The sequence below is a fragment of the Pseudomonas sp. SG20052 genome, from assembly GCF_031766055.1.
Taxonomy (GTDB): Bacteria; Pseudomonadota; Gammaproteobacteria; order Pseudomonadales; family Pseudomonadaceae; genus Aquipseudomonas; species Aquipseudomonas mandelii.
Genome location: NZ_CP134498.1, coordinates 4283931 through 4300961, shown reverse-complemented (window position 1 = coordinate 4300961; position 17031 = coordinate 4283931). Strand labels below are relative to the sequence as shown.

The window sequence follows — 17031 nt, the reverse complement described above, 5'->3', positions numbered from 1 at the left end:
TAATTGTCAAACATTCCAATCATTTCGATCGTTGATGACGACGACACTGTTCGTACTTCACTGGACAGCCTGGTGAGGTCGATGGGGTATGCCTGTCGTACTTTTTCATGTGCCGAAGAGTTTCTGGCTTGCAAGGCGCTGGATTTAACGGCGTGCCTTATTTCGGATATCCGGATGCCCGGCATGAACGGCATTCAATTGGTTGAAGCACTGCAAGCGCGTGCGATGCGTTTCCCGGTCATCTTCATCACTGCCAGCGTGGGAGAGAGCACGGAAATCAGGGCGCGGGAATTGGGTGCGCGGGGTTATTTCAGGAAGCCCTTCAATGGTGAGCAACTGATGGCTCATGTGCACGACGTCCTCAATATAAAAATGGCTGACTAACGTCGATCCGACGCGCCGTACGCAAAAAAGCCCGCCACAAAAAGTGACGGGTTTTCGGCCAATCACCGTCAGTGCCTGGATGAGTTCGCGCTGTGGGGGATGCCCTTTATCGTACTCACGCCCGTGCACCACTCGCCTGCAGGCCTACTGTTGCGGCTTCGACTTGGCTCCTTCATTCCCTGAACCACTCGAACCAGCGGCGTCTTTTTCTATCTCATGCGATTCCGCGCCAGAATTGGAACCCGATGCTTCCTCGCCCTTTTTGTCAGCCTTTTCTGCATTCGACTCGCCTTGGTTGAGCCCGGGAAGTGCGCTGGGTGGGAGGGTGGCGTCTTCCGTGGTTTTCTCGGTTGCGAGCGAGTAGAGCGGGCAGATCGAGACAAGTCCGGCGAGCATGAGAGGGGCAATTTTGCTGTTCATCGTTTGCACCTGCTGTGCGAGTGAATGTACCCATTGGAAAAGCATGGAAGGTGAACGTGCCGCGGTCAGGACGAGCGGTACAGGATGCTCAAGGCGCCGGCTCAAGCGTTTCGAGATTCAGCAGGGTGAAATAGCCCTCCGCCGGCCTCCATCCCGCCGTGTCGATATGAATCACATTGCCAAGCCTGACGGGTACGGGAATGGGGCTATGCCCGACCACCAGCGCACGCAGGCCCGCAACGCCATGCGTTTCCCGTTGTTCGAGGCGGCTGCGGGACCATAGGCAGCGGTTCTGGACTTGCATCAGGCGCTGGCTGCTCTTGGGCGATTGCAGTTCGTTTCGCAGTTGAGCCCATGATGGAAACGGACAATCGGCGTGCACGATGCCGATCAGGCCCTGGGCGGTTTCGACTTCGATTGCGATTGGCAACTCGGCGAACGTCGCGGCGAATGTTTTCTGTTCGGGCAGCGACAGGTGCGTGAACCATAAGCCGCCGTTAAAGATCCAGCTATCGACGGCACAGGTATCGAAGTGAACCACGTAGTCATCATGGTTGCCGCACACGGCGTGGAACCACGGCTTGTCCAGCCAATCGAGCGCGGCGCGGCATTCGGGCCCGCGGTCAATCAGATCGCCAACACTGAACAGGCGATCGACCGAAGGGGTGAACCTGGCGGCATCCAGCGCAGCCTGCAGCCGAGTGAAGTGGCCATGGATGTCGCCAACCGCGAAATCCCGGCCGGCCGTGTTTGCGGCGAAGCGCTTCACCCGCGCCACCGCTGAGATTTCAAACATGACAGTGCCTCATCCTCCAATCGCAGGGCGAGTTCGTTGTCAGTTGAGTTTAGGCGCGTCGGCGCCAATCGTGGGCAAGGGCTTGGGTTGATTAACAGAAAAACCCGGCCATTGCGCCGGGTTCTATCGTCAGGGGACGGCGTTAGTAGCCAGCCGCCTGGGCGAGGTGGTTTTCCGGCGTCACGATGATGAAGTGCAGTGGAACGTGCGGTTGTTCATCGCTGGTGCGGATTTCGACGCTGCCGACGATTTGAAGATGTCGCTCACTCAGTCCGGTCGACTCTTGCGCCTTTGCCATAGCCATTCTCGCGTGGTTCGCTGCGATTTCATTGAGAGTTGACACGTTACATCTCCGGGGGGACTGACCAAGCATTGATTAGAGGGCCGCCGCGTCAGAATTACGTCGTTCCGGGGCTGCCAAGACCGGCTTGTGCAATCCCTAAGCCAGAGAGGGCCGCCTGTTGTGCGCCAGGTTTTCATAGGCGACGAATGGTTGTCGTGCTGCTGGGTTGTCGGCTTCAGCGCGACGGTTTAAATGCGTGGGCAGCGAGGTGATTGCCTTCGTCAAATCCACCGAGGTCTCCATCGCCAAGCTCTGAAGAGCGCGTTCGACATTCAATATCTGCGGCCTCGGCGGATGCCGTTAAGTCCACGAGCGACGAAAATCCAGTGGGAGCGAGGCTTGCCCGCGAAGCACGCACCGCGGTTTTTCAGGTATTGCGTGTCATCGTTCTTCGCGGGCAGCCATGCTCCCACTGGTTCTGTGATCACGTTGAGGTTTTCAGGGGAATATTCGGGCGTAAGATAGAGGCGCTTCTTTCATCAGACGGTGCCCACGCACAACCTGTCGATCAAGCGGGCCTAAGCGCTCGCTGACAAGATCCTGGAAACCAGGAAATAACCAAGGAACTCAAGGGGCCGAGGCGCCACTTGTTCGAAAACATGCAAGCACCTAACTACCAACTGCTGGAAGTCGCCAACGGTAAACCGATCAAGCTCTGGACCGAAGGCGTTCCGGTCGAAAACGAAGCCAGGCAGCAATTGATCAACACCGCGAAGATGCCGTTTATCTTCAAACACCTGGCGGTGATGCCTGACGTGCACCTGGGCAAAGGCTCGACCATTGGCAGTGTGATTCCGACGGTGGGCGCGATCATTCCCGCCGCTGTCGGCGTGGACATTGGCTGCGGCATGATCGCCGCGCGCACATCGCTGACCGCCGCTGACTTGCCGGATAACCTGCATGGATTGCGCTGCGCAATCGAAAAAGCCGTGCCCCATGGCCGCACAGTCGGGCGTGGCGTGCGGGACAAAGGGGCTTGGGATAGCGTTCCGAAACAGGCCGATCAGGCCTGGGCCGCACTGAACCCGCGGTTCAAGGCGATCACCGACAAATACCCGAAACTCGCCAACACCAACAATCGCGGGCACCTGGGCACGCTGGGCAGCGGTAACCACTTCATCGAGGTGTGCCTGGATGAAACCAACCGCGTCTGGTTCATGCTGCACAGCGGTTCACGCGGGGTTGGCAACGCCATCGGCAACCTGTTCATTCAACTGGCTCAGGCCGACATGCGCCAGCACCTCGCCAACCTGCCGGACCGTGATCTGGCCTACTTCGAAGAAGGCAGCCGGCATTTTGATGATTACGTCGAAGCCGTCGGTTGGGCTCAGGACTTCGCCAGACAGAACCGGGCCTTGATGATGCACGCGGTGATTCAGGCCACACGTAAAGTGATCAGCAAACCGTTTGAAGTCGCCCTGGAAGCGGTCAACTGCCACCACAACTATGTGCAGAAAGAACGGCATTTTGGCCAGGATATTCTGGTCACCCGCAAGGGCGCGGTGTCGGCGCAGAAGGGCGAGTTGGGGATCATTCCGGGATCGATGGGCGCGAAAAGTTTCATCGTTCGCGGGCTCGGCAACGAGCAATCGTTCTGTTCCTGCAGCCACGGCGCTGGCCGCGTCATGAGCCGCACCAAAGCGAAAAGCCTGTTCACCGTCGAAGATCAGGTCCGCGCCACCGCTCACGTCGAGTGCCGCAAAGATGCATCGGTGATCGATGAAATCCCCATGGCCTACAAAAACATCGACCACGTCATGCACGCCCAGCGCGAACTGGTGGAAGTGCTGCACACTTTGCGGCAGGTGGTGTGTGTGAAGGGATAGGCGCTACTGCGCCAGCCCAACCTTTTCTGGTCGGGCTGTTGGATGTCTGGAACTCGTCACTGATCCTTTTCGCAATTCACCATCCACGACACACCAAACCGGTCCACCAGCATTCCGAAGCGTGCGGCCCAGAAAGTCTCTTCCAGGGGCATTTGCACATTTCCGTCTTCCGATAACGCACCGAATACACGCTCGGCTTCGGCAATGCTGTCGACGTTCAGCGAGACCGAGCAACCGCTCATGTCATCCGTGGGGCGATCCGGTGTGGTGTCCGAACCCATGATCGCCTGATCGCCCACGGCCAGACGGGTATGAATGATCAGGTTGTGCAAGTCGGCGGGGAAGTGTTCGCGCGCCGGGCTTTCGCCGAAGGTCATCATCATTTCGATCTGGCCTGGCAGGGCTTGCTCATAGAAGGTGAAGGCGGCTTTGCAGTCGCCGTTGAAGATGAGGTAGGGATTGATTTTCATGTTTTGCTCCCGGTAACCGTGGGTCTGGAGACCCACATTGGCCTTTGAATGGACTCCAAGTAGCAAAGCGTTAGACGTGGAATCGTGCCGGGTTTGTTTAGACGTTTTTTCTATGGAAGAAGCGAGGCTTATTGCTTGAACACTCAGGCCGCCGCACGCGTGGCGGGTGATGGGCGCAGCAGACGCTCGACGGCGCCGATCACCAGGCTTTCCAGCAACTCATCGCGCTGCGCTTCCTCCAGCGGGTGATGTGCCAGCCAGCCGGGGGCGCTGTTGAGCAAGTTGGCGATGGCGTGTCCGGCGGCGATCAAACCCTGTTCGCCGAGGCGGGACGGGGCGCCGAGCATCTTCAATAGCGTGCGCTCGTATTGCTCGCGCAACTGTCGAACACGCGCTTGCTGCTCGGCGTTCAGGCAGCCGCTGTCGCGCTCCGCCAGGCGAAAATGCCACGGCATTTCCCGGTGCAGATTCAAATGCGCGCGGATCAGGTTAGGCAGTTTGTCGCGTTTCGCCGAGCCTTTTTGGTCGATGCGCCCCAGGGTCGACAGCAGTTCTTCGTAGAACTCCTCGATCAGGTCGAGCAGCAAGTGCTGCTTGCTCGGGTAATGGTGATACAACGAGCCCGGGGACAGCCCCAGGCACGTTGCCAGCTCACGCATGCCGACCTGCCCGAACCCCTTGCTGGCGAACAACTCCAGCACGATGTCCCGGTACTCGGCGAAGCGCGAGCAACGCTCAGGCATAGGCATGGAAGCCACGTCCTGTCTTGCGTCCCAGGTAGCCCGCGGCGACCATTTCCTTGAGCAGCGGAGCGGGGCGGTATTTGCTGTCGTTGAAACCGTCGTAGAACGCTTCGAGAATGGCCAGCACGGTGTCCAGACCGATCAGGTCGGCCAACGCCAGCGGGCCAATCGGCTGATTGCAGCCCAGGCGCATGCCGGCGTCGATGTCGTCCGCGCTGGCCAGGCCTTCCTGGAACACCAGAATTGCTTCGTTGATCATCGGCACCAGAATCCGGTTGACCACGAAGCCCGGACGGTTACCGGCGGTGATCGCGGTTTTGCCGAGGGTGGTGGCCATATCCAACGCCAGGGCGTGGGTCGCGTCGCTGGTTTGCAGGCCGCGAATCACTTCGATCAGGCCCATCACCGGCACCGGGTTGAAGAAGTGCAGGCCGATGAAACGCTCAGGCTGGCTGACGCTGGCGGCCAGTTGAGTAATCGACAGCGACGAGGTGTTGGAGGCAATCACGCACTCGGCGCTGACCTGCGCGGCGATCTGTTGCAGCACGCGCAGTTTCAGGTCGAGGTTTTCGGTGGCGGCTTCGATCACCAGCTGCACGTTGTGCAGGCTGCTGTAATCGGTGCTGGTGCGGATCCTGGCGAGAGCGTCGAGCTTTTGCGCTTCGGTCAGGGTTTCCTTGGCAATCTGCCGGTCGAGGTTTTTGCCAACGGTGGCCAGGGCTTTTTGCAGCGCGCTCTCGGAGATGTCGATCAAGGTCACGTTGAAGCCGGCCACTGCGCAGACTTGCGCAATGCCGTTGCCCATGGTGCCCGCGCCGATCACGCCGATGTTTTGCAGATTCATGTTCCGTCCTTCCGATCAAACCCTGCGATACCTTGGCCGACGTAACGGCCGAAGGCGTACTATTGGCCGTGAGTCTAGAACCGGCAGGGCGGTTGTCCTATGCCGCAACTGTTCAACGGTGCTGGTGTTTTTTGCCATTCGGGCGATGGGGAGAGAAGCGTTCAAATGCGGGAAAAGGACTCGGTGGCGGCCTACTTCGTGCAGGCGATGATCCATGGGCAGAGGGACAATCCGCAGCGTTCGCGAGCTGCGCTGGAAGAGGCGGGCATCGACCCGGCATTGATCGAGCAGCCGACCGCCCGCGTGCCGGCGAGCGCGTTTGCTGCGCTATGGCTGATTCAGATCCGCGAATTGAACGATGAGTTCTTCCGACTCGACTCCCACGGCATGCCCCCCGGCAGCTTCGCGCTGATCTGCCGCGCCTTGATCCAGGAACCCGACCTGCACAAAGCCATGCGCCAGTGCCTGGCCAACTTCGCCCTGTTCCTGCGCGACTTTCGCGGCACCCTGACCGTGCGCGGCAAACGCGCCATCATCAGCCTGGACAGCCACGCGCAAAACGAAGACGCCAGCCGTTTCGGTGAAGAGACGTTCCTGGTGTTGATGATCAGCCTGCTGTGCTGGCTGGGCGGGCGGCGCATCCCGATCGACCGCGCGGACTTTCGCCACGAGCGCGTGTCCCTCAGCGACGACCGATTGCTCTGGGGCCCCAACCTGACCTTCGGTGCCGAACGCACCGAAATCGAATTCGCCAGCCACTACCTGCGCCTGCCGGTGGTCCAGGACCTGGCCTCACTGAAAGTGTTCCTGCGCACGGCACCGCAATGGCTGGTGATCCGCTTCCGCAACCAGCATGGCCTGGCATCACAAGTCCATCAGCGCTTGCGCAACAGCCATTACAGCCAATGGCCGACCTTACAGGCGTTCGCCCTCGAACAACACCTGAGCCCCAGCACCTTCCGCCGCAAACTGGAGCGGGAAGGCTGTTCGTATCAGGAGATCAAGGATGAAGTGCGGCGCGGGGTGGCGTTTGAGCAGCTGCGTGAGAGCCGGGCGAGTATCAGTGACATTGCTGAGCAGCTGGGGTTTCAGGAACCGAGCGCGTTTCATCGGGCGTTCAAGAAGTGGACGGGGGAGAGTCCGGGGCGGTATCGGGCGCGGTTTCAGGATTCCCAGTGAGCGTTTTGAGCGGGCATTTTGTGAGCCACCTGACTCGGTTGTTTAACCATGAAACGGGGCTTGTTTAAAACCCGTCAAGGTTACGTCCTGAAAGCTACAAAACCTTGCGCCGTTGCCTACGGCTGCGCCAGAATCCGCCGGCTTGTGCGGTTTGACCCCGGACTCTATCGTTTCCCTGCCACTGCTCATCAGTGGTCGGGTTTAGTCGCCCGTTGTAGTCAAGTCGCACGATGTCTCTATCAGTCGGGTATCTCATCCTGCTCCTGATGGTGGCTGTGCGCAGGGCGCCTTCGGGCGCGCCGATTTCTTGGCTCATCGGTCGACTAACCTGTGCACAGCTGCCTCCATTTCGTTTAGTCGCGAACGGGTTGCAGCCTCACTCTTAGATGAGGTTAGAGCCAATGTTCAAGGTAACACCCAACCCACCGGACACCGATCCGGTCTCTCCCTACGAACCTGATTCAAAGAAGCTCAACGAAGCCGCCGAGCGCGCGCTCGACTTCCACTTCCCGTCGAATGCCGACATCAAAGCCACCCCGCGAACACGCAGTACCCTCTTTTCCGTGGACCCTGAAGCCACGGCCGAAACGCTGGCGGTGTATCTGGTCGAGACGCTGGCCTCGGTCGATGTGATGGTTCACCAGTTGGTGGATCATCTGGAGGGTGAGTCGCGTTATGCGCTGTTGGGTATTTCCAACAGCATCATGATGGCGGAGATTACGGCGAACCGGGTATTGGATAGGATTGATCTGTCCAAGTAGGTGCGGTTTGTCGGGGTGAGTGGCAACTGATGTTGGGGTGTGCAGCGGTGCCTTTTTTGGGGCCGCTGCGCGACCCAGCGGGAGCAAGCGCCCTCGCCACAGGTGTTTCTCGCCTGTGGGATTTCTGGCTGAAGTACCATGACGTCTTTGTAGTGTTCAGCGACTTCCTTTGCCGAGTTCATCAATCCATGCCTGCGGCACTTTCCCGTTTCACCTCATTACTCGACCAGGCCCGACGCGCCTTGCTGCTGGTCTGGGGCACTTCTCGTGGGCTGTTTCTCGGCCTCGTGCTGGCGACCCTGATCGCTGGTGTCCTTCCGGCGCTGGCCGCGTGGCTGGGCCAGCGCATCGTTGACGCAGTGGTTTTCGCCATGCAATTGCACGCGCAGCAGGGCAGTGCGCCGTTGTGGCCGGTGGTGCGTTACGTGTTGTTCGAGGCGGGCGTGCTGGCGTTGTTGTCCGGGACGCAGCGGGCGTTGTCGGTTCAGCAGTCGTTGTTGCGGGTGCAGTTGGGGCAGAAGGTCAACACGATGATTCTGGAGAAGGCCCAGACGTTGTCGCTGGTGCAGTTCGAGAATTCCGAGTTTTACGACAAGTTGGTGCGGGTGCGGCGCGAGGCGTCGACCCGGCCTTTGGCGTTGGTGATGAAGTCGTTGGGGCTGGTCCAGAACCTGATCGTGTTGATCAGCTTCGGCGTGTTGCTGGTGCATTTTTCGCCTTGGGCACTGGTGTTGCTGGTGGTGGGTGCGTTGCCGGTGTTTTTCGCCGAGGCGCATTTTTCCGGGGATGCGTTCCGGCTGTTCACGCGGCGGGCGCCGGAAAGTCGGCAGCAGAACTACATCGAGACGCTGCTCTCCCACGAGGGCTACATCAAAGAGGTCAAGCTGTTCGGCTTCGCGCCCCTGCTGTTGAAGCGCTATCGCGAGACGTTTGCTCGCCTGTATGCCGAAGACCGGCGGCTGACCTTGCGCCGCGATGGCTGGGGATTTGTGCTGGGGTTGCTCGGCACGGGGGCGTTTTACCTGGCCTATGCGTGGGTGGTGGTCGATACCGTCCACGGCCAGATCAGCCTCGGGCAGATGACCATGTACCTGGTGCTGTTCAAGCAGGGGCAGACGGCGGTGAGCAGTAGTTTGAGCGCCATCAGCGGTCTCTACGAGGATGGTCTGTACCTGTCGAGCCTCTACGAATACCTCGCCGAGCCGGTGGTGGCCGATGCCGGGCATCTCACGGTGGGCGCCGTGCCCGGCGATGGTTTGCGATTCGAGAACGTTGGTTTTCGTTATCCGGGGGCGAGCCGCGCGGCCCTTGAAGGCATCGACTTGCACCTGGTGCCGGGGCGCAGCCTGGCGCTGGTGGGGGAGAACGGTTCGGGCAAGACCACGCTGATCAAGTTGCTGACCCGTCTGTATCGCCCCGATCACGGGCGCATTCTGCTCGACGGCAGCGATTTGCAGGCCTGGGAAGAAGACGCGCTGCGTCGGCGCATCGGCGTGATTTTTCAGGATTACATCCGCTATCAGTTCTCCGTCGGCGAGAACATCGGCGTCGGCGACACGCTGGCGTTCAACGATGAGCAACGCTGGAAGGAAGCGGCCACCGAAGGCATGGCCGCGCCGTTCATCGAGGGGCTGGATCGAGGCTACGCCACTCAACTGGGCCGCTGGTTCGCCGGTGGCCAGGAGTTGTCCGGAGGGCAGTGGCAGAAGATTGCCTTGTCTCGCGCTTACATGCGCCGTAACGCCGACATCCTGATTCTGGACGAGCCGACCTCGGCACTCGACCCGGCAGCGGAAGCGGCGGTGTTCGAGCATTTCAGCCAGCACACCGAAGGCCGCATGACGTTGCTGATCTCGCACCGGTTTTCCAGCGTGCGCAACGCCGATCACATCATCGTGCTGGATCAGGGGGCGATCCTTGAGCGCGGCGATCACGGCAGTCTGGTGGCGGCGGGCGGGCGCTATGCGCAGCTGTTCAACCTGCAAGCCCGGGGTTACCGCTAGGCCCGGCGATCTGCGGTGGTTTTGCTTTCATCAGACCTTCGAGTGCCTGGCGGTATTGGCTGCCACCCCGGCTCATGCTGTTGTTGTGCGTGCCGCCGGGGATCAACAGCAGACGCTTGGGTTCGCTGGCGGCGTTGAACAGCTGCTGGCTGAACCGCGAGGGCATGAACGGGTCGGCCAGGCCATGCACCACCAGGAGCGGCATGTCGATGTCGACGATCTTGTCGATGGAATCGAATTTCTGCGACAGCAGCCAGCGCACCGGCAACCATTTCACCGGCAGGTTGCTGTCGGCCACTTGCGCCACGGCATCGCCCAGCGAGGTGAACGTGGACTCGATCACCAGACCGCGCACCGGTATCGGGTTGCGTTGTTTTTTCGCCTGCGCCGCCAGGTCTGCCGCGAGGTCGATGGCCACCGCGCCGCCCAGTGAATGGCCATAGATCAGGCGCTTGTTGGCGTCCGGTTGCATCGTCTTGAAGCGCTCCCAGGCGACGCGGGCGTCCTCGTAGACACTGGCTTCCGACGGCAGGTCCCCCTTGCTCTGGCCAAAGCCGCGGTAGTCGATGGCCAGCACCGAATAACCCATGGCCCGCAATTGCTCGATGCGGAACGCCTGACCGGTCAGGTTCCAGCGCACGCCATGCAAATACAGGATCGACGGCGCATCGCGACGCGCGGCCGGCCACCACCAGGCATGCAGGTTTTGCCCGTCCTTGAAACTGGCAGGCTTGATATCGAATTCCTGGACGTCTGTTGGCAAACCGCGATACCAGCCGGCGGTGCCCGGCTCGATGCGGAACAACAGCTCACGCTCTTTGTATTTGAGTGCGCCGCACCCGACGGGCAAGCCGACGACCAGCGTGGCCATGCACAGCCAGGGCAGCCAGCGGCGGCTTATGCGGCTCATCAGGTTTGAAAACATGCAGGCGGCCTGAGGGTGAAAAGGAAAGTTCGGGTTTTAACAGATGCGTGGGGGAGGTGGGGATAAATTCGACAGTCGTATGAAGGGCACGGATCAGTCGGTGATGCGTAGGGCCCCATCGCGAGCAGGCTCACTCCTGCAGGGGAACGCATTCCAATGTGTAAGCGAGCCTGCTCGCGATGGCGTCCCTTCTGCCCACGCATCTCGCAAAGCCATTCGTCTTTGCCTCAAACCCCGCTCAACAAAAAGATTGAATAATCACACAAAATGTTATTTAAATAACAAAACAACAACGTCCAGCATCAGTCTGGCAAGCCGGATCAAGGTGGGATAGCAATGAGCAAGATCGCAGTCATCGGCAGCAATATGGTGGATCTGATCACCTACATCGACCGCATGCCGGCCCAGGGTGAGACGCTCGAAGCGCCGGGGTTTGCCCTCGGGTGCGGCGGCAAGGGCGCCAATCAGGCGGTTGCCGCGGCGAAGCTCGGGGCGGATGTGCTGATGCTCACCAAGGTCGGCGATGACATGTTTGCCGACAACACCCTGGCCAATTTCCAGCGTTTTGGCATCGACACCCGTTACGTGCAGCGCGTACCCGGCGTGTCCAGCGGTGTGGCGCCGATCTTCGTCCAGGCCGACTCGCACAACAGCATCCTCATCGTCAAAGGCGCCAACGCGCATCTGGTCCCGGCGGATATCGACGGGGCGGCCCAGGCGTTGCGCGAGTGCTCGCTGATCGTTCTGCAGCTGGAAATCAATGTCGACACCGTTTACCACGCCATCGAATTCGGCCGCGCGCACGACATTCCAGTCTTGCTCAACCCGGCGCCAGCCTTGCCCGGCCTGAGCCGTGAGCATTTGGCGCACCTGGATTTCCTGGTGCCCAACGAATCCGAGCTGGCGCTGATCACTGGCCAGGTCGTGGACTCCCCGGCGTCGGCCCATAAAGCCGCCCAGACCTTGGTCGCCGACGGCATTCGCCACGTCATCGTGACCCTCGGCCAGCAAGGCGCGCTGTACGTCGGCGAGGAAGGCGAGTTCCAGATTCCCGGCCTGTCGGTTGCCGCGCGCGACACCACCGGTGCAGGCGATGCCTTCATCGGTTGCTTCATTCATCACTGGAGCCGCGACCGCGACATCCGCGCCGCCATGACCCAGGCCGTGGCGTATTCCGCCTGCTCGGTCACCGGCCTGGGTACCCAGACCTCCTACCCGGACGCCACTGCATTCGCTGAATTCCAGCGCCAGCTCGGCGCTTGAAATCAAGCTGATTCACCCCTCAACACTCACCACGGAGAACAACAATGACAAAGCCTCCGCTCCAACAGACGGCCGATGGTTTCTACCTGAATCGCACGCCCTGGTTCGCCTTCATTTTGCTGTGCAGCATCTTCGCGCTGTGGGCGGCCGCCGCGAGCATGAACGACGTGCTCATCGCGCATTTCAAGAAGGCCTTTCTGCTCAGCGATTTCCAGACCGCGTTCGTGCAGTCGGCGTTTTACCTGGGCTATTTCTTCGTGGCGATCCCGGCCGCGCTGGTGGTCCGCCGTTTCAGTTACAAGACCACCATCCTCATTGGCCTGATGCTCTACATGTTCGGTTGCCTGCTGTTCTTCCCGGCGGCGTCGACCGCCAAGTACGGCATGTTCCTGCTGGCGCTGTTTGTGATCGCGGCGGGGCTGTCGTTTCTGGAAACCGCGTGCAACACCTATTCGACGCTGATGGGCCCGCGTGAAACCGGCACCCGTCGCCTGAATATTTCCCAGACCTTCCATCCGTTCGGCGCGATGGCCGGGGTCTACGTCGGCAGCTTCGTGATGTTCAAGGACACCGACGCCACCCGCGAGCAGCTCACGCAAATGAGCGCTTCGGACGCGGCGGTCCAGCAACTGCAAATGATCCAGTCCACCTTGCTGCCGTACAAATGGATGATCGCGGTGCTGGTGCTGATGTTCATCCTGATCGCCATCACCCGGTTTCCGAAGTGCAAGGGCAATCAGGTGGCCAGCAAGAAATCCGCCAGTCTCGGCCAGAGCCTGTCGCGACTGTGGCGCAACAAGCGCTTCACCTTTGGCGTGCTGGCGCAGTTTCTGTACGTCGGCGCACAGGTCGGCGTGTGGAGTTTCACCATTCGCCTGGCGATGCAGTTGGGCGGCATGAACGAACGCAGCGCGTCGTGGTTTTTGCTGACCACCTTCGCCGCCTATTTCGTCGGCAAGCTGATCGCCAACGTGCTGATGCGCAAACTGCACCCGGCCAAGGTGTTGGCGGTGTATGGCGTGCTTTGCATTGTGTTGCTGGCGTATACGATCCTGGTGCCGAACATCACGGCGGTGTACGCCGCCGTTGGCGTCAGCGTGTTCCTCGGTCCCTGCTGGCCGACCATCTACGGCTTGACCATTGACGGCCTGGGCGAAGACACCGGCGTCGGCGGTTCGCTGCTGGTGATGAGCATTGTCGGTGGCGGGGTGATCCCGATCTTCCAGGGCCTGCTGTCCGATTACAGCGGCGGCAACATGCAACTGGCGTACAGCGTGCCGTTGTTGTGCTTCATCGTGATCGTGATGTACGCGGTGCGTTGCCTGCGTCATTCCGACAGCGAACGGAGGCCAGTGGGTGCGGTGGTGACTTCATGAACACGCGGATCAACCTGCAGCCGTCGCAGTTCGGTGAGGCGCGCAAAACTTTGCTGGAGTCGGAGGCGTTCACGGTCAGTTCCTGGGTTTACCCCAGTGGCGTGCTGGCGCTGGAGTTGGCCAACAGTCGTGGCCGTCTGGTGGTGTTGCCGTATCTGGGACAGATGATCTGGTCCGCCGTGTTCGACGGTTGCGACCTGACCATGAGCAACCTGTTCAGCCAGCCCCGACCGAGCCCTACGGTGATCGGCACTTACGGCTGTTTCATGTTTCACAGCGGCCTGTTGCGCAACGGTTGCCCGAGCCCCGGGGACGATCATCCGCTGCACGGCGAGATGCCTTGCGCAGCGATGGATCGTGCCTGGCTGGAGGTCGGTGAAGACAGCAGCGGTCAATACCTGCGCCTGGGTGGCGAGTATGAATATGCGCAGGGGTTTGGTGACCGATACCTGGCCAGACCCAGCGTGACGTTGCGCGCTGATTCCGGGCTGTTCGACATCGCCATGCAGGTGACCAATCTGGCAGGCAAGCCGATGGACCTGATGTACATGGCGCACATGAATTACGCCTATGTCGACGGCGCCCGCTTCATCGAGCCCTTGGGGGTCGAGCGCGTGCGCTTGCGCAGCAGCGTGCCGGCCCACGTCAAACCGACGCCGGCCTGGACTGAATACATGCAGGTGCTAGCCAAAGACCCGGAGCAGTTCACCTGCCTGGATCAGCCGAGGCTCTACGACCCCGAGATTGTGTTTTTCTTCGACGGCGTGCGGGCGGACGACAGCGGTCATGCGCATTTTCTGCTGAGCCATCCCGACGGTGCGGCGTTCTACACCCGTTACCGTCCAGACCAATTCGACCACGCCGCGCGCTGGATCCTGCACAACCCCGATCAGCAAGTGGCAGCGTTTGTGCTGCCGTCCACTTGCGAGCCGGAAGGCTATCGTGCCGAGTCCACCAAGGGCCATGTGCGTTCGCTGGCGGCAGGGGCGACGACGGATTTTCGCGTCACCACCGGTTACCTGAGTGCAGCGGAACAACAGGCCTTGATCAGATGATCAACTGCGCGCCGCTGGCGGTGATGGCGTCGCGGTAGGCCTTGGGGATTTTCTTGTCGCTGACCACGAACTGGAAATCCCCGAGGTTGGCGAAATGCGCGGTACGCACCGTGTCGAACTTGCTGTGGTCAGCCAGCAGCAGCCGCTGTTGCGCCTGGCGCAGGACCTTCTGCTTGACCTCCACTTCATTGAAATTGAAGCAGGTCACGCCGAAGTCCTGGCTGATGCCGGCGGCGGACACGAAGGCCCAGGTCAGGCGCACGCTGTCGAGGATGCCGGTTTCGCGGGTGTTCTCGAACACCTGGTTCTTGCGATGGAACGTGCCGCCGCACACCACGATGTGGCAGTTGGGTTTTTGCGACAGTTTGGTCAGCACGTTCAGGGAGTTGCACACCGCAGTGAACTCGAGCTCGTCGGGAATGAAATCGATCACGAAAGGCGTGGTGGTGCCGCAGTCGAAGAACACCGTGTCGCCCGGTTGGATAAACCCGGCGGCGAGTTTGCCGATGCGGCGTTTTTCTTCGACGTGGCGGGTGTCCTGTTCGGCCACGCGGTAATCGCCGGGCTCGTTGCCATCGTGGATTCTGGTGATGTAGCCACCGAGCAGGCGCAGGTGGTCGGTGTATTTGCTGAGGTCGCGGCGCAGGGTCATCTCGGACACGTCCAGCAATGCCGCCATCTCGCGCAGATGAATGGCGCTCTGGTCTTGCAGGGCTTGTTGAATCAGCTTGAGACGCTCGGCTTTTTTACTGTCCACAGGCATTCCGGGGTTGATTGTTGATGTTATTTAAGTAACATTATTTGTGAGTTTTGTAACGTTTTTGCGCGAATCACCCTCGATTGTGGCGCAGGGGCATTTGAATATACAAACAGGAGTTTTTGCGATGGCACACCTCGAACCCCAAGCGCTGGCGCAGTACATCGATCATACCTTGCTGGCGCCTGATGCTTCCCGCGAGCAAATCGCTGCGTTGTGCCGCGAAGCTGCCGAACACGGCTTCTATTCGGTGTGCGTGAATTCGGGTCAAGTCCCTCATGCGGCTCAGTGCCTTGAAGGGCAGCGCGTGAATATCTGCGCGGTGGTCGGCTTCCCGCTGGGCGCCGGCCTGAGCGACACCAAGGCCTTCGAAGCCGAGCGGGCGATTGCCGCCGGTGCCGGGGAAGTCGACATGGTGTTGAACATAGGCTGGTTAAAAGACGGCTTGTTTGATCAGGTGCGCGACGACATCGCCCAGGTGTTGCAGGCGTGCGGCCAGGTGCCGCTGAAAGTCATCCTGGAAAACTGCCTGCTCACCGATGCCGAAAAGGTGAAGGCTTGCGAGATTTGTCGTGAACTGAAGGTCGCGTTCGTCAAGACTTCGACCGGTTTCAGCCGCAGTGGCGCCACCGTGGAAGACGTTGCGCTGATGCGTCGCACCGTCGGCCCCGACATCGGCGTCAAGGCCTCCGGTGGCGTGCGCGATTACCCGACCGCCCTGGCGATGATCGAAGCCGGCGCCACGCGACTGGGCACCAGCTCGGGCATCGCGATCATCGGCGGCGCATTGGCGGCTGGCGAGGGTTACTGATCAGTCCACCTGCAACACAATCTTGCCGATGTGATCGCCGGCTTCCATCCGTGCATGGGCCTGCGCGGCCTCGGTGTACGGGTAAACCTTGTCGATCATCGGCAGGCAACGCCCGGCAGCCAGTACCGGCCACACATACTCGCGCAGCTGTTCGGCGATCGAGGCTTTTTCTTCACGGGTGCGCGAGCGCATCAGCGAGCCGGTGATCGTCGCTCGCTTGCCCATGATCGCCATCAGGTCGACATCGTTGGCGCGGGCTCCGCCGAGGAAGCCCAGCATCACCAGGCGCCCCTCCATGCCCAGTGCCGCGATGTTCTGATTCAGGTACGAACCGCCCATGATGTCGAGGATCACGTTGACGCCTTTGCCAGCGGTTTTTTCCGCGATGACCTGGACGAAATCCTGATCGCGGTAGTTGATCGCCTCGGCGCCCAGCTTGCGGATCGCCGCACACTTTTCCTCACTGCCCGCCGTGGCGAAGGCCTTGACGCCGAACTCGCGGCAGAGCATCAGCGCCGTGGTGCCGATGCCGCTGGTGCCGCCGTGAATCAACGCGCGCTGGCCTTTGCTGGCGCCGCCCATGTCGAACAGGTTGGCCCACACCGTGAAGAAGGTTTCCGGGACGGCCGCTGCGTGCACCCAATCCATGCCCTCAGGGATCGGCAGCGTCTGGCTGGCCGGGGCGACGCAATACTGCGCGTAACCACCGCCATTGGTCAGCGCACAGACGTTGTCGCCGACGATGAATTCGCTGACGCCGGTGCCGACGGCCACCACTTCACCGGCCACTTCCAGCCCGGGAATCGGGCTCATGCCGGGTTTCATCGGGTACTTGCCGGCGCGTTGAATCACATCGGGACGGTTGACCCCGGCGGCGTGCACACGGATCAGCACTTCGCCTGCGCCGACCGTGGGCACCGGTTCCTGGCGCGGCTTCAACACCTCGGGGCCGCCGGGCTCGGTGATTTCAATCAGGGTCATGGTTTGCGGCAAAGTCATGTTGGAGTCCTGTCGAGAAAGTCGTCTGTAAATGGGATCGCATCAGTGAACCAATAATTCAGTCCAAACCACCGAC

The 17031-nt window shown here is 60.7% G+C and carries 18 protein-coding genes; 9 read left to right on the top strand and 9 right to left on the bottom strand.

The genetic code is table 11. From position 1 onward, the window contains the following. Nucleotides 1–3: 3 nt before the first annotated feature. The gene (locus RHP74_RS19725; RefSeq protein WP_200666595.1) at nucleotides 4–384 is read left to right on the top strand and encodes a response regulator transcription factor; all 381 of its coding nucleotides are present in this window, start codon (nucleotides 4–6) and stop codon (nucleotides 382–384) included. Between the two features lie 144 nt (nucleotides 385–528). On the opposite strand, the gene RHP74_RS19720 is transcribed toward RHP74_RS19725, so the two are convergent. From RHP74_RS19720 to RHP74_RS19710, 3 genes are all read right to left on the bottom strand, one after another. Then, nucleotides 529–804, bottom strand: coding sequence for a hypothetical protein (locus RHP74_RS19720; protein WP_010455793.1), 276 nt, complete (start codon nucleotides 802–804; stop codon nucleotides 529–531). Nucleotides 805–892: 88 nt separating this feature from the next. After that, entirely contained in the window at nucleotides 893–1600 is a 708-nt protein-coding gene (locus RHP74_RS19715) for a metallophosphoesterase (RefSeq protein WP_311096152.1), read from the bottom strand. Between the two features lie 142 nt (nucleotides 1601–1742). Next, a complete protein-coding gene (locus RHP74_RS19710) occupies nucleotides 1743–1943 on the bottom strand; it encodes a hypothetical protein (RefSeq protein WP_042932734.1) in 201 nt (66 codons plus the stop codon). A 599-nt stretch (nucleotides 1944–2542) separates the two neighbouring features. Between RHP74_RS19710 and RHP74_RS19705 the strand changes: the two genes are divergently transcribed. Continuing rightward, nucleotides 2543–3769, top strand: a complete 1227-nt coding sequence (locus tag RHP74_RS19705; RefSeq protein ID WP_172791322.1) for an RtcB family protein — start codon at nucleotides 2543–2545, stop codon at nucleotides 3767–3769. 56 nt (nucleotides 3770–3825) lie between these two features. Here the strand turns inward: RHP74_RS19705 and RHP74_RS19700 are convergent, their stop codons facing one another. The 3 genes from RHP74_RS19700 to RHP74_RS19690 form a co-directional block, all read right to left on the bottom strand. Further along, entirely contained in the window at nucleotides 3826–4239 is a 414-nt protein-coding gene (locus tag RHP74_RS19700) for a VOC family protein (RefSeq protein ID WP_311096151.1), read from the bottom strand. 143 nt (nucleotides 4240–4382) lie between these two features. Next, nucleotides 4383–4988 (bottom strand): TetR/AcrR family transcriptional regulator, encoded by a 606-nt coding sequence (locus RHP74_RS19695; protein WP_077748131.1) that lies wholly within the window; start codon nucleotides 4986–4988, stop codon nucleotides 4383–4385. Next, entirely contained in the window at nucleotides 4975–5826 is an 852-nt protein-coding gene (locus RHP74_RS19690; RefSeq protein WP_010455783.1) for a 3-hydroxybutyryl-CoA dehydrogenase, read from the bottom strand. The genes RHP74_RS19695 and RHP74_RS19690 overlap by 14 nt, the downstream gene beginning before the upstream one ends. Before the next feature lie 165 nt (nucleotides 5827–5991). Here RHP74_RS19690 and RHP74_RS19685 point away from each other — a divergent pair, with 165 nt between their 5' ends. The 3 genes from RHP74_RS19685 to RHP74_RS19675 all read left to right on the top strand — a co-directional run bounded on the left by RHP74_RS19685 (nucleotide 5992) and on the right by RHP74_RS19675 (nucleotide 9769). Then, on the top strand, nucleotides 5992–7005 hold the full coding sequence (locus RHP74_RS19685) for an AraC family transcriptional regulator (RefSeq protein ID WP_077748133.1): 1014 nt from the start codon (nucleotides 5992–5994) through the stop codon (nucleotides 7003–7005). Nucleotides 7006–7406: 401 nt separating this feature from the next. After that, nucleotides 7407–7766, top strand: a complete 360-nt coding sequence (locus RHP74_RS19680; RefSeq protein ID WP_311096150.1) for a DUF6124 family protein — start codon at nucleotides 7407–7409, stop codon at nucleotides 7764–7766. A gap of 188 nt (nucleotides 7767–7954) precedes the next feature. Then, nucleotides 7955–9769 (top strand): ABC transporter ATP-binding protein, encoded by a 1815-nt coding sequence (locus RHP74_RS19675; RefSeq protein WP_311096149.1) that lies wholly within the window; start codon nucleotides 7955–7957, stop codon nucleotides 9767–9769. On the opposite strand, the gene RHP74_RS19670 is transcribed toward RHP74_RS19675, so the two are convergent. Beyond that, entirely contained in the window at nucleotides 9741–10694 is a 954-nt protein-coding gene (locus RHP74_RS19670; RefSeq protein WP_154501241.1) for an alpha/beta hydrolase, read from the bottom strand. The genes RHP74_RS19675 and RHP74_RS19670 overlap by 29 nt on opposite strands. Nucleotides 10695–11030: 336 nt before the next feature. Here RHP74_RS19670 and rbsK point away from each other — a divergent pair, with 336 nt between their 5' ends. From rbsK to RHP74_RS19655, 3 genes are read left to right on the top strand one after another with little or no spacing between them, the layout of a single operon-like run. Next, nucleotides 11031–11957: a ribokinase gene (rbsK, locus tag RHP74_RS19665; protein ID WP_311096148.1), complete on the top strand. Its 927-nt coding sequence runs from the start codon at nucleotides 11031–11033 to the stop codon at nucleotides 11955–11957. Nucleotides 11958–12001: 44 nt separating this feature from the next. Further along, nucleotides 12002–13333: an L-fucose:H+ symporter permease gene (gene fucP / locus RHP74_RS19660; RefSeq protein WP_010455761.1), complete on the top strand. Its 1332-nt coding sequence runs from the start codon at nucleotides 12002–12004 to the stop codon at nucleotides 13331–13333. Then, entirely contained in the window at nucleotides 13330–14388 is a 1059-nt protein-coding gene (locus RHP74_RS19655; protein ID WP_311096147.1) for an aldose 1-epimerase family protein, read from the top strand. Before fucP ends, RHP74_RS19655 begins: the two co-directional genes overlap by 4 nt. Here RHP74_RS19655 and deoR read toward each other — a convergent pair. After that, a complete protein-coding gene (deoR, locus tag RHP74_RS19650) occupies nucleotides 14381–15145 on the bottom strand; it encodes a DNA-binding transcriptional repressor DeoR (RefSeq protein ID WP_010455758.1) in 765 nt (254 codons plus the stop codon). The genes RHP74_RS19655 and deoR overlap by 8 nt on opposite strands. Before the next feature lie 127 nt (nucleotides 15146–15272). On the opposite strand from deoR, the gene deoC reads away from it, so the two are divergent. Further along, nucleotides 15273–15956 carry a deoxyribose-phosphate aldolase gene (gene deoC, locus RHP74_RS19645; RefSeq protein ID WP_077748138.1) on the top strand — a complete coding sequence of 228 codons (684 nt, stop codon included), beginning with the start codon at nucleotides 15273–15275 and terminating at the stop codon, nucleotides 15954–15956. Here deoC and RHP74_RS19640 read toward each other — a convergent pair whose 3' ends face one another. Next, complete coding sequence (locus RHP74_RS19640) at nucleotides 15957–16955, bottom strand: NAD(P)H-quinone oxidoreductase (protein WP_010455755.1); 999 nt, start codon at nucleotides 16953–16955, stop codon at nucleotides 15957–15959. It abuts the gene before it with no gap. Nucleotides 16956–17031: the final 76 nt, after the last annotated feature.

Excerpts from the sequence above, each read along its gene's own strand:
- rbsK (WP_311096148.1), top strand. The coding sequence starts at position 11,031 with ATGAGCAAGATCGCAGTCATCGGCAGCAATATGGTGGATCTGATCACC.
- RHP74_RS19675 (WP_311096149.1), top strand. The coding sequence starts at position 7,955 with ATGCCTGCGGCACTTTCCCGTTTCACCTCATTACTCGACCAGGCCCGA.
- RHP74_RS19640 (WP_010455755.1), bottom strand. The coding sequence starts at position 16,955 with ATGACTTTGCCGCAAACCATGACCCTGATTGAAATCACCGAGCCCGGC.
- RHP74_RS19720 (WP_010455793.1), bottom strand. The coding sequence starts at position 804 with ATGAACAGCAAAATTGCCCCTCTCATGCTCGCCGGACTTGTCTCGATC.
- RHP74_RS19695 (WP_077748131.1), bottom strand. The coding sequence starts at position 4,988 with ATGCCTATGCCTGAGCGTTGCTCGCGCTTCGCCGAGTACCGGGACATC.
- fucP (WP_010455761.1), top strand. The coding sequence starts at position 12,002 with ATGACAAAGCCTCCGCTCCAACAGACGGCCGATGGTTTCTACCTGAAT.
- RHP74_RS19680 (WP_311096150.1), top strand. The coding sequence starts at position 7,407 with ATGTTCAAGGTAACACCCAACCCACCGGACACCGATCCGGTCTCTCCC.
- RHP74_RS19700 (WP_311096151.1), bottom strand. The coding sequence starts at position 4,239 with ATGAAAATCAATCCCTACCTCATCTTCAACGGCGACTGCAAAGCCGCC.
- RHP74_RS19685 (WP_077748133.1), top strand. The coding sequence starts at position 5,992 with ATGCGGGAAAAGGACTCGGTGGCGGCCTACTTCGTGCAGGCGATGATC.
- RHP74_RS19715 (WP_311096152.1), bottom strand. The coding sequence starts at position 1,600 with ATGTTTGAAATCTCAGCGGTGGCGCGGGTGAAGCGCTTCGCCGCAAAC.
- RHP74_RS19670 (WP_154501241.1), bottom strand. The coding sequence starts at position 10,694 with ATGTTTTCAAACCTGATGAGCCGCATAAGCCGCCGCTGGCTGCCCTGG.
- RHP74_RS19655 (WP_311096147.1), top strand. The coding sequence starts at position 13,330 with ATGAACACGCGGATCAACCTGCAGCCGTCGCAGTTCGGTGAGGCGCGC.
- deoC (WP_077748138.1), top strand. The coding sequence starts at position 15,273 with ATGGCACACCTCGAACCCCAAGCGCTGGCGCAGTACATCGATCATACC.
- RHP74_RS19705 (WP_172791322.1), top strand. The coding sequence starts at position 2,543 with ATGCAAGCACCTAACTACCAACTGCTGGAAGTCGCCAACGGTAAACCG.
- RHP74_RS19690 (WP_010455783.1), bottom strand. The coding sequence starts at position 5,826 with ATGAATCTGCAAAACATCGGCGTGATCGGCGCGGGCACCATGGGCAAC.